This window comes from Hyalangium sp. (assembly GCF_035629615.1).
Classification (GTDB): Bacteria; Myxococcota; Myxococcia; order Myxococcales; family Myxococcaceae; genus Hyalangium.
In genome coordinates, this window is record NZ_DASPHO010000271.1 from 1 (window position 1) to 11504 (window position 11504).

Here is an 11504-nt window from a genome sequence, read left to right on the forward strand (position 1 = left end):
ATCGTGCCCGCCGTGGCCATGGGCGGGGCCTGGACGAACGCGCTCATGCGCTGAACGCGGAAGCCCCCGCCACCTGGCAGGGCCTGCACTCCAGGCGTTCCCCCGAGCCCGCGCTCCAGCGCCTTGCGCAGCCGCAGCGCGCGCCGCGCGTCAATCTCCACCAGGGTGACACGCTCCAGGCCCTGGGGCCCGTTGCCACGCTGGAAGGCCTCCACCAGCCCGCCCGCGAACGCGAGCACGGCCTCATCCTCGTCCAGCCCGTAGTTCGGTCCGTGCACCGTGCTGGCCATGTGCCGCAGGCCCGAGCGCGACTCCAGCGCCTTGAGCGCGCGGACCGCGAACTGACGGATCTCGTGGTAGCCGAACTGGCCCAGGCGCACGGTGCCCAGGAACAGCACCAGCGGTGACGTCAGCCCCCCGCGCGTCTCCAGGAAGCGGAAGTCCCCCGGAGCCACCTCGAGCTGCGCCGAGTCAACGCCCGCCGCGGACAGCCGCTGGGCGACGGCCTGGGACGCTCCATAGAAGCGCTGCGAGTACTTGAAGAGCGCCACATCCGCGCGCGTCTCCGTGATGTCTCCGGACTCCAGCACCAGTTCGAGGGCCGTGCTCATTGGGCGCGACTGTAGCCTGAGAGAGGCCGAACTCAGGAGGCCTCCGCCACATCCTCCATGCACTCATCGGTCAGGGCCTGGAGCTGCCCGATGACGGCCATGCAGAGCAGTGCGCCGAAGCCGAGGATCACCTGGGCCGTGAACCCCGCGAGCACGGCCGACGTGAGGAGGAGGGGCTCCGAGTCGAGCGTCCAGAACAGGTACTGCTGGACGAACCAGGCAATGCCGCCGAGCACCCACGCGGTCCACCAGGCCGTCACTGCCGCCATCGCCTTGCGAGCGCCGCCCAGGCACAGGCACAGGCCGCGCACCACGAGGTACGGATCATAGAAGTGGGCCAGGGGGATGAACCACCAGGCCACGGCCCATGCTGGCGTCGTCCCGGGCTCCAGGCCCAGGAGCTTCGCGGTCCTCACGGCCAGGTGCAGCCACCGGAGGAAGAAGAGGGCCGAGAGCCCGGTGGCCGCGAGCAACGGCACGCTCAGCAGACCGGAGAACCGCTGGTGCGTCATCACAGCGTCCTGGGCCACCCATTCGCCGCCAAGCTGGGAGATGAGCCAGCCGTCGAGGCCCGCCCCAAGCATCATCCCCAGCGCGGTGAGCCCCAGCGCTCCCTGCGCCAGGAGCCCCCGGGTGCGCAGGGAGGGCAGCTCCCGGAGCCGCCGGTGCTCGCAAGCGGCGCAGAAGTCGCCCCACATCTCGCAGCGGGCGCAGACGAAGCGGCCACACCGCGAGCAGGTACCCACCGGCTTGAAGGTGGGATGCTCAGGGCAGGCGATGTCGCGCGCCATGGCGGGAGAGGCAGAGGTCATCAGCGCGTCACTTCAGCTCCGGCAGGTGCGAGCACCATCGTACCAGCCGTGCTCGAAGTGTGACATCCACGCCCGGCTCCGGTGTTCCAGGCTCCCGCCTCAGGTCCGGGCGGCGGGCGAGACGGTGAAGAGGCCCACGGGGGTGGCCTGGCCGTTGACGAGCGCATCGACGCGGTGCGGCCCCGGGTAGTGCTGGCGCGTGGTGAGGGCCTGGAGGGACACGGTCTTCTCCAGCGTGGTGGAGGCCCCGGGCGCCAGATCCACCGCGCGCACCTTGAAGACCTTGGGGCGGGTGGCGCCGTTGGACTTCACGAAGTGCACGGCCAGGTCCACCACGGCCTTCTGTCTCTCTGGAGAAGGGTTGGCCACCTGGAGCCGCACCTGCACGGACTGGCCCATGCGCACGCGGCGCGGGTGGAAGGTGGCGGTGACTTCGAGCGCGGCCGGCCCCTCGAAGCCCAGCAGGGCCAGGGCACGAGGCTCTCCGCGCTTCACGGCGGAGCGCAGGGCGTGACGGATGATCCACTGCCGCTCGGGCGAGGCGCCCCGGCTCCATTGCTCGCAGGTGGCCACGAGCAGTGCCGGGTGGTCCTTGCCGATGTCGTTGAGGTTGTTGGCCACCGAGCGGCGCACGTAGAGCTCGGGGTCGTCCTTGAGGAGCTCGAGCAGCTCGAGCACCGGCCGCGGGTCCTCCTGGAACGCGCGGAGCCGAGGCGCCCAGGGCAGGCGGGGCCGGGTGCCCTCGGAGACCAGGCGCCGCACATGCACGCTCGAGTCCTCCGCCCACTGGCGCAGGCGCGCGAGCGTCTCTCGTGGGTAGCGCTCGAGGTAGGGACGGATGCAGAACTCGGCGGTGAAGCGCTGGGTGAGCGTGTGCTGCAGGCGCATGGCGGGCTCGAAGTGCGCCAGCCCATGCTCGGCCACGTAGAGGACGTGGGGCAGGTAGAGGAACACGGACATGCCATGGCCCTCGGTGCTCTCCAGTGGCGGCCCCAGCGAGTCCTGGAGGATGCGCGCCGCGAGCTCGAAGTCCTCGGGCAGCGCGCGGCGCATGGCGCGCATGATGTGGCGGGCGCGGTCCATCAGCTCGAGGGCCTCCAGTCCTTCGGAGGCTTCGGAGATGAAGCGGCGCTCGGGGAGAGCGGGGTACGCGGCGCGCAGCAGGGTGGCGATGCGCCGCACCACCCCCTCGTTGAAGAACGTCTTGAGAGACTCGGCCATGGGCGGGAGCGGTCTACCGCGTCCCAGCGGGCTCCACCACCGCGTGGGGCGGAATGTGGGGACTCAGCGGATGGAGCCTGCGTGCTCGCTCGGCCCGTCGGCGGAGCTGAAGAGGCTCAGCGTCTTGGCGTTGGTGGGGAGGTTCAGCGTGGACACGACCGTGTTGGTGGTGGTGTCGATCTGACTCAGCGTGTTGTCCACGGTGTTGGCGATGAAGAGGTAGCGCCCCTCCGAGGAGAGCGCGGCCGGGTGGCTGCCGAGGCTGGCCCCCACGGGGATGGAGGTGCGCTGAGTCGGAGAAGCGGGCTGCGAGAGGTCCAACACCAGCTCCTGACGCACGCGCGAGGCCGCATCATCGAAAGCTCCCGAGGCGGTGACGTACAGCGTCTTTCCATCCTTGCTCAGGAGGAGGTGGGAGGCTGTCGCCTTCGCCTCATCCGTTCCCGCCAGCGGGGCCGCACAGGAGGGCCCACGGTAGAGCAGCGGCACCTGGCCGGCGATGCTGTCCGTGCTGGCGTCCACCACCACGAGCTGACCCACCTGACACGGGGCGCCCGGGTGCGTCGCACTGCCCTCGCGCGGCAGCTCCTGCACGGAGTAGAGGTAGCGCCCCTCCGCATGCGCCACGGTGTGGCCTCCCCCCTTGCCCCCCGTGTAGAGGATCTGGGCGGTGGGGGGCGTCGCATCCACGTCGATGGAGACGAGGATCCCCGGGCCCGTGAGGTTGCAGTAGGCCCGGCCGGACACCTTCGAAGTCGCACAGCCATGGGGTGCGAGCGGAGCGTTCAGCGTGCAGGTGAGCCCGAGGTCCACCGCCGACAGCGTCAGCACCCGCTGGAGGTTCTTCACGTCCGAGTAGTCGTAGACGCTCAGCACATTGCTGCAGTCGGCGATGTTGCTGATGACGACGCGCTCGCGTGTGTTGCTGAAGGTGGCCTTGTGGTGGCCTCGGCCCAGAGGCACCTCACCCACCGGTTGCAGGTATGTGGGGCTGCCCTGGGCCGCGTCGATGAAGAGCGCCGTGCTGGCCTCCGGCTTGCTGCTCAAGCCATCGTTGAGCGTCAGCCAGTAGCGCTTCCCGTTGCGCGAGGGGCTCACGTACGAGTGGTTCGGGCGCTCGCCCCTCGAGGGAATACGGGCGCGCTCCTCCAGGGTACGCCCGTCCACCACGAGCACCTCATTGCGGACCGTGAGGTTCACGAGCACCGTGGCGTCCTCCAGCACCTGGAGATCCGCCGGGCTGGAGACCTCGGGCACCGCGCCGGGCCGCTGCTGGCCTGTCTCGACGTCGTAGGAGATCAGCGAGCCCTCCGCTCCCACGAAGAGCGTGAGCTTCAGCGGATCAGGCTCAGGGTCCGGGTTCGGATCCGGGTCCTGTTTCTCGCCACAGGCGGCCAGGGCAGCGCCCGCACTCAAGAGCAGGAGGGTTCGTAGCCAACGCGACATGAAGTACCTCGAGAGGAGAGGGCCTCAGTCTCGCGGGAGAGTCGCCGGACAGAAAGGGGGTGTGGCGCGAATCTTTCAACGCCTGTGGAGAACGCCGCTCCGCCGAGCCATTCAGGCCCGGCGCCTCTCGGGAACCCGGTAGCTCCTGGGGCACCTGGGTAACGCGTTACATACCTCGGCCACGCACTACCTGGGCGCGCCTGAGTCCTCGGGCCGTCTCCGCACGAGGAGCCCGGGGGCACGGTGCTTGCTCCCTCCCGCCAGCGGCGCGCTGAAGCGCCCTCGAAGGAGGCCCTATGGGCTCTACATCCGTGGTCGTGGCGGTGGACCGCCCGCACCTGATCGACTCACTCCTGCGGCTGCTGGACAGGCCCGCGCGCTCGGCGCTGGAGCTGGCGCGGCGCCCGCTGTCGGCCACCCTGGCGCCGGCGACGCTCGGCATCTTCCTCGTGGCGGCGGCGTCGGCCCTCGCGGGCTGCATCTCGCTGTCGGGCTTCCGGCTCGTGCCTCGGCTCGACGTGCTCCGGGCCGTCTTCGAGGCCCTGCTCGTCGTCATCCCCGGCACCACCGTGTTCGCCATCTACCTGCGCCTGCGCATCCCGGCTCGCGCCTTCCTGGCCTCCACCGCGCTCGGGCTGCTCGCGGCCGGCGTGGTGGCCACCTGCGTGCTCCCGCTCATGGGCTTCATCTCCGTCGTCGCCGTGAAGTCCCGCGCTGACCTGCCCATTCCCCTGCTCTTCGTGCCCGGCCTCGCCCTGGCCACCGTGGCGGCCCTGGTGGCGCGGGTCATCGTCACGCTCGACACCTCCAAGGCCGCGCGGTGGCTGTCCCGCGCCTTCATCTTCTCCCTCGGCGCCGTCTTCGTCCTCCGGATCAACTCCGCGCTCCTCAACATCCACACCTGGCTCTGGTGACTCCCATGCAGGCGCTCTCTGAACAGCTCTCTCCGTTCGTCCCCTGGTCCTCGGAGGACCGCACCCCGCTGGCGGAGGCCGAGGCCTCTACGACTCCCAGCGGCAGCCAGCCCCTCTTGGTGGATCTGCTGAGAGATCCCGCCGCCGTCACCGAGCGGCTCCTGGATCCCCAGCGGCTCCAGGGCCTGGTGCTCGGCTCGGTGGGCATCATCGCCGGCTGCACCAGCTTCTTCGCCGCGGCGGCCACCGTCGCGCGTGGCAAGGAGGCCTGGTGGGGCTCGGCGGTGCTGGCCTCGCTCAACGTACTGATGTCGCTCGCGGCCTCGCTCGGCCCCATCTACGCCACGGGCATCCTGCTGGCGGCCCGCGTCCCGCTCGCGCGGCTGGTGGCGGCGCTGCTCGCCGCGGCGGCGACGGGCTCGCTGCTGCTCGCGGGGCTCGCCTCGCCCCTCTACATGCTGACGAGGCTCAACGCCGAGTGGGGCGGGCCCCTCATGCTCACCTCGTCCTTCCTGCTCGCGGGGGCCGCAGCGGGCGCGCGCATCCACCGGCTGCTGCGCCTCATGGCCGAGCAGGTGACGCGCAGTGCGCTGGGAGCCTCCACGATGAGCCTCACCGAGGAGGATGCCTTCCGCGTGGGCATCCTCGCGCGCATCTCCTGGATGATGTTGGCGTTCACCCTGGCCCTGGGCTTCTGGGCCTTCAACGCGCTGGGTTGAGGAGGCGGCCATGACTGCGCTCTGGATTCTCGAGGCATATGTCGTCCTGGGCCTGCTGTCGGCCGTGCTCGTGTTCGTGCGCGGACGAGGCGACACCTTCCAGGTGCGCGCGGGCCAGGCCCTGGTCGCGCTCGTGCTCTGGCCCTTCATGCTGCCGGTGCTCCTGGCACCGGGGCAGGCCGTGGGGTGTGCGGTGACGGAGGGCCGAAGCGAGCGGGCTCGGCGGCTGGACGAGGTGGCCGGCCGGCTGGAGGAGTGCTGGCGGCAGGCCTCGGCGGAGCGCGCGTGGGCCACCGAGCAGGGCCGGGAGCACCAGCTCCTGGACCGGTTCGTCCTGCGGCTGCGCTCCCAGCTGCGGCGCATCGAGGAGATGGAGGTCGCCCTCGCCGTCGCTCCCGCCAGCGTGAAGGAGCGGCTGGCCCGGCTGCACGAGCACGCCGTCGCTGAGCTCGAGCACAGCATGGGGCTGGTGGAGGATCTGGCCGCTCAGCTCACGCTGCTGCGCTTCTCGGATCTGGGAAACCCCTCTGCCGCACGCATGGAGCGCACCCACATCGAGGAGCTGCTGCTGCGCATCGAGGCGCTCGCGGAGGCCTCCCACCCCACCGAGGGCGAGGCGCTGCCGGCCGTGGTAACGGTGGCCCGCGCGTAGGTGAATGTGGGCGCCTGGGGTTGTCCTGTCTCGAGGGCACAGCCCCGCCGAAAAATTTTCACGCACATGCGTGTTCACCCGCAAATCTTGCGCCCTCGACATGTCGGCCCGGCACTCGGGGCCATGACTCGACGTGTCGACAGCGAGGGTCCAGCGAAGCGGCCCTCTGAGAGCACGTCTGAGGGCCCAGTGGCCCTTACGTTGCAGTGGTTGCTCTCCAGCAACGCTTCAAGTGGGGAGGGCGGTCATATGTCGACCACGTCGTTCAACGATGCGATGGCGGGATTCTCGGATGTGCTCTACGCGCGGGCCATGGAGCACATGGCGGACAAGCGCAAGCAGCTGTTGGCCACTCCCGGGATGCGAGCCAACGCCCGCCAGGACATGAGCTTCGACGTGAAGCTGGAGAAGGGGGGCATGGCCAACATCTCCGTGAGCCGGTACTGCGCCGGGTTCACCCTGCGCTGCAGCGCCTGGCTCGAGCTGTCGGATCGGGTGACGCGGGTGTCGGGCTACCTCCACTCCAGCGATGGAGGGGGCATCGAGTTCGAGCACCTGCGCGCTGATCAGCGCCTCCAGTTCGAGCTCAAGACGAGCATGTGGCGCAGCACGGCGTTGACGGTCCACCTGCGCACCCTGCCGGCGCTGCCCGAGGGCACGGTCCTCAAGGTGCACATGGAGATCGACTACTAGTCAGCGCGCCCGTCCGCCCCTCACTGCCGATGCCGAGCGTGCGTGCGGACGGTCGGGAGACCGCTTTCGGGACTGCCATGGTGCTCCATGCTCTACTGAGCGCACCCAACCATGGCACTCCGGAAGAGCCTCGCGACGAAGCTGCTCGTCGCCCTTTGCGGCGTCATCACCCTCGCCCTCGGCATCCTCGTCTTCGTCGTCAACCGGCGGTTGTCGCATGTCGCTGAGGAGCAGGCGACCCAGACCGCGACCCAGGTGGCCGAGCGCTACTCGGCCATGATCAAGGCCCGGCTCGATGAAGCGATGATCCCCGCCAGAACGGTGGCGCAGGCCTTCGTGGCCCAGAAGACCTCTGGGTTGACCGAACGCCGCCACGGCGACGCACTGCTCAGGAAGGTCCTGGAGGAGAATCCAGGGCTCCTCGGCATCTGGACGGTGTGGGAGCCGAACGCGTTCGACGGCCGTGACGCGAGCTTCGTGAACACGCCTGGGACGGACGTCACGGGGCGGTACCTCCCCTACTGGAACCGTGGCGCTGGAGACATCAGGCTCGAGCCCAGCGTCGACTACCAATACACAACCCTGGGGGGGCCCAGCGACTACTACCTCCTCCCGCAGAAGAGCGGGAGAGAGGTCATCATGAACCCGTACAGCTACACCATCGTCGGCAAGCCGACGCTGATCACCAGTGTCATCGTCCCGATCCTGATCGACGGCAAGTTCCTCGGGGTGGTGGGCGTGGATCTCTCGCTCGAGCAGCTCCAGCAGGAGATCTCGAAGATCCGCCCCTTCGAGACGGGACATGCGCTCCTCATCTCCAACAATGCCGCGTTCGTCTCGCATCCGTCGGAGAAGCTTCGCGCACAGCCCATCGGTACTTCGCCCGCCGAGACGCTGATGAGGTCCACGCTCTCGAGCACCCGCGTGGCTACCGCCCGTGTCCACTCGGAGGTCCTCAACGCCGAGGCGATTGAGGTCGTGGTCCCGTTCCGCGTCGGCCACACCACGACGCCGTGGGCGCTCGCTGTGTTTGCACCCCTCGACAAGGTGCTCGCGCCAGCCGACGAGCTGCGCCAGTTCACGATCTTGCTGGGCGTCCTCGCGCTCGGTGCGCTGGGCCTCGCGGTCATCCTCGTGGTCCGTCGCTTCACAAAGCCCCTGGGAAGGATCGCTGCCGTCGCCACGCGCATCGCGGAGGGCGACCTCACCGGGAGCCTCGACCACCAGTCACACGACGAGATCGGCATGCTGGCGGATGCGTTCCGCTCGATGCAACACCGGCTGGCGCAGGTGATTGGAGAGGTTCGCGCTGGCTCGGCTGCGCTCTCCGCGGCGTCAGCGCAGCTGTCGACGATGTCCCAGGCGCTCTCGTTCGGCACGAGCGAGCAGTCCGCGACCGCTGAGGAGGTGGCATCGAACCTCCACCGGATGAGCGCGTCCATCGCCCAGAATGCCGACAGCAGCCATCGCGTGGAGACGATCGCGATCAAGGGGGCGGCAGACGCCGAGGCGTGCAGCCGCGCGGTCTCCGAGACGGTGGAGGCGATGAAGCAGATCGCCTCGCGCATCTCCGTCATCGAAGAGATCGCGTATCAGACGAACCTCCTTGCGCTCAATGCCACCATCGAGGCCGCGCGCGCGGGCGCTCATGGGAGGGGATTTGCCGTCGTCGCATCCGAGGTGCGCAAGCTCGCGGAGGGGAGCCAGGTCTCCGCGAAGGAGATTGTCTCACTCGCGTCGAAGAGCGTGCAGATCGCCGAGCGCTCGGGAGCGCAGCTGCGCGAGCTCGTCCCATCGATTGGGACGACCGCACACCTGGTGAAGGACGTTGCCGCCGTGTCGAAGGAGCAGTCGGCGGGCGTCGGCCAGGTCAACCAGGCGATGCTCAGCGTGAACCAGGCGACGCAGCGGAACGCCTCGGCGGCCGAGGAGCTGTCGAGCATGGCCGAAGAGCTGTCGTCGCAGGCGGAGAACCTTCTGCAGCTGATGGGCTTCTTCCAGGTGACTGAGCCTCACCTTCGCAGCACGCAGCACGCGGCACGCCCAGGCGGCGGCCCCGCATGAGCAAACCGTGAGGAAGAAATGAGGCGGCCTGGAAGCTTCCCGAGGCCGCCAGTGAGACCTTTCCGTGCGTCCCGGTCACCCTTGGCCGGAAGCCCGGAGGACTCATGTCGCACACTTCCCTTCACTCACTGCCGCGCCGCCCTCGTCGCTCCAAGCCCTCGAACACCCTCCTCTATATGGCGCTGCTCGCCCTGCTGAGCGGGACGGGGTGCGCGACGTCCCGGGCGCCGCTGGCGGCCGAGCTGGCGCCCATGTCGTTCAACAGCACCGAGTCCATGTCGGACGAGCCCGCGCCGCCTCCGGTCCTCACCGAGAACCACTTCACCCGGGACAACGCAGGCAGCATCTCGGAGGGGGCGCTGCGCGAGGTGCTGGCGGCTCCGGTGTTCCTCGAGGAGAAGGCGCGTGTGGGCATCGTCCCGGTGCAGGGCGCCTACGCGCTGGACATGGACGTGCCGCTCCCGGCCGTGACGGCGGTGCTGTCGGATGCGCTGGATGCGTCCGGTGAGTTCGAGCTGGCCAGCGAGGTGTCCACGGACTTCCCGGTGGACCGAGGCATCTCCGGCCTGCGGGAGCTGGCGGCGCGCTATCGCTGCGACTACCTGCTCATCTACCGGCACCGCTTCGTGGACGACTCGTACATGAACCCGGTGGCGTGGGGTTACCTCACCGTGCTGGGAGCGCTGTTCCTGCCGGGGCACACCCTGGAGACTGCGGGGGTGCTGGAGGCCACGCTGTTCGACGTGAGGACGGGCACGCTGCTCTTCACCGTGAACGAGCGGGTGCACGAGCAGGAGCGCGTCAACCTCTGGCACAACGAGCTGAAGACGCAGTGGATGAAGAAGAAGATGCTGGCGAGCGCGACGCAGAAGCTGGCGGACCAGGTGGTGGGGAAGATCCGGCGGCTGGTGGTGGCGCGCCCCGCGCCTGAGCGGAAGCCCTCGAGGGCGGTGGTATCGTCCCGTCCGGTGCCGGTGGAAGCGGCCACCGGGGAGGAGTCCTCCCTCCCTGCGATTCCGGTGACGATCTCCACCACGGGCCTCTGAGAGCGAGAGGGACACCATGAAGACGACAATGACGATGAAGAAGCTCGCGCTGGCAGCATTCTCGGTGGCCTCCCTGCTCGCCCTGGGGGCGGGCTGCGCCATGAGGGCCCCGGCGGCCTCCCCCGAGGACTCTGGACAGTCCAGCACGGAGTCCATCAGCAACGAGTCCATCAGCAACAGCCGCCCCCGGCCCCCGCGGCAGCCCCAGGAGATCGACTCCCGCTCCAAGCTGGAGGGCAAGGACTCGGCGGAGTTCTCCGGGCTGGCGGTGGTGAACGGCAAGCCGTTCGGGGACATGTACTTCAAGCACTACGGGGTGAACCCCACCATCGACACGGAGGAGGAGACTGTCTCCACCTTCTCGGTGGACGTGGACAGCGCCTCGTACACGCTGGCGCGCTCGTACCTGGCGCGCGGCCACCTCCCGGAGGAGGAGGGCATCCGCGTGGAGGAGTTCATCAACGCGTTCAAGTACGACTACCCGAATCCGGGCGACGCGCCCTTCGGGGTGCAGGTGGAGGCGTTCCCGTCGCCCAACCGCCGCGGCTACCACGTGCTCCACGTGGGCATCAAAGGCCGCGAGGTGAGCGCCTCCGAGCGCCAGCCCGCGAACCTCGTCTTCACCATCGACGTGTCCGGCTCCATGGCCATGGAGAACCGGCTGGGGCTGGTGAAGCGCTCGCTGGCGCTGCTGGTGGAGCAGCTCGACTCGCGGGACACGCTGGCCATCGTCGTGTACGGCGACAGCGCCCGCACGGTGCTCGAGCCCACGCGGGCCACGAACCGCTCGCGCATCTTCTCGGCCATCGAGTCGCTGAAGCCGGAGGGCTCCACCAACGTCCAGGCCGGGCTGGAGATGGCATACGCCATCGCCGCCAGCCAGGTGCGCGAGGGCACGGTCAGCCGCGTCATCCTGTGCTCGGACGGCGTGGCCAACAACGGCATCACCGGCGCGGATGACATCTTCGAGTCCATCAAGGAGTACGCGCGGCGCGGCGTGCGGCTCACCACGGTGGGCTTCGGGATGGGCAACTACAACGACGTGCTGATGGAACGGCTGGCGCAGGTGGGCGACGGGCAGTACGCGTATGTGGACCAGCTGCCGCAGGCGCGGCGCCTCTTCGTCGAGCAGCTCACCGGCACGCTCCAGCTCATCGCCCGGGACGTGAAGGTGCAGCTCGAGTTCGACAAGGCGGTCGTCTCTCGCTACCGGCTGATCGGCTTCGAGAACCGCCTGCTGAACAAGGAGGACTTCGCCAATGACAAGGTGGACGCGGGGGACATCGGCGCGGCGCACACCGTGACGGCGCTGTACGAGGTGAAGTT

General features: G+C 69.1%; 10 protein-coding genes and 1 pseudogene. 7 read left to right on the forward strand and 4 right to left on the reverse strand.

Going from position 1 to position 11504, the window contains the following annotated elements; all coding sequences use genetic code 11:
- The 4 genes and pseudogenes from VD972_RS13685 to VD972_RS13700 all read right to left on the reverse strand — a co-directional run.
- Window positions 1-611, reverse strand: a pseudogene (locus VD972_RS13685) (hypothetical protein); the annotation flags it as partial.
- A gap of 32 nt (window positions 612-643) precedes the next feature.
- A complete protein-coding gene (locus tag VD972_RS13690; protein ID WP_324986501.1) occupies window positions 644-1423 on the reverse strand; it encodes a DUF4328 domain-containing protein in 780 nt (259 codons plus the stop codon).
- A 99-nt stretch (window positions 1424-1522) separates the two neighbouring features.
- Entirely contained in the window at window positions 1523-2644 is a 1122-nt protein-coding gene (locus VD972_RS13695; protein WP_324986504.1) for a DNA alkylation repair protein, read from the reverse strand.
- Between the two features lie 63 nt (window positions 2645-2707).
- Window positions 2708-4090, reverse strand: coding sequence for a hypothetical protein (locus VD972_RS13700; protein WP_324986507.1), 1383 nt, complete (start codon window positions 4088-4090; stop codon window positions 2708-2710).
- Window positions 4091-4386: 296 nt separating this feature from the next.
- Here VD972_RS13700 and VD972_RS13705 point away from each other — a divergent pair, with 296 nt between their 5' ends.
- The 7 genes from VD972_RS13705 to VD972_RS13735 all read left to right on the forward strand — a co-directional run.
- The gene (locus VD972_RS13705) at window positions 4387-5004 is read left to right on the forward strand and encodes a hypothetical protein (RefSeq protein ID WP_324986510.1); all 618 of its coding nucleotides are present in this window, start codon (window positions 4387-4389) and stop codon (window positions 5002-5004) included.
- Window positions 5005-5009: 5 nt separating this feature from the next.
- Window positions 5010-5723 carry a hypothetical protein gene (locus VD972_RS13710; RefSeq protein WP_324986513.1) on the forward strand — a complete coding sequence of 238 codons (714 nt, stop codon included), beginning with the start codon at window positions 5010-5012 and terminating at the stop codon, window positions 5721-5723.
- A gap of 10 nt (window positions 5724-5733) precedes the next feature.
- Window positions 5734-6375: a hypothetical protein gene (locus VD972_RS13715; RefSeq protein WP_324986516.1), complete on the forward strand. Its 642-nt coding sequence runs from the start codon at window positions 5734-5736 to the stop codon at window positions 6373-6375.
- 249 nt (window positions 6376-6624) lie between these two features.
- Window positions 6625-7068, forward strand: a complete 444-nt coding sequence (locus VD972_RS13720; RefSeq protein WP_324986519.1) for a hypothetical protein — start codon at window positions 6625-6627, stop codon at window positions 7066-7068.
- A 111-nt stretch (window positions 7069-7179) separates the two neighbouring features.
- Entirely contained in the window at window positions 7180-9132 is a 1953-nt protein-coding gene (locus VD972_RS13725) for a methyl-accepting chemotaxis protein (RefSeq protein WP_324986524.1), read from the forward strand.
- 104 nt (window positions 9133-9236) lie between these two features.
- The gene (locus VD972_RS13730) at window positions 9237-10178 is read left to right on the forward strand and encodes a hypothetical protein (RefSeq protein WP_324986526.1); all 942 of its coding nucleotides are present in this window, start codon (window positions 9237-9239) and stop codon (window positions 10176-10178) included.
- Window positions 10179-10194: 16 nt separating this feature from the next.
- Window positions 10195-11504, forward strand: a 1310-nt coding sequence (locus VD972_RS13735) for a vWA domain-containing protein (protein WP_324986529.1), incomplete at its 3' end; no start/stop codon positions are given.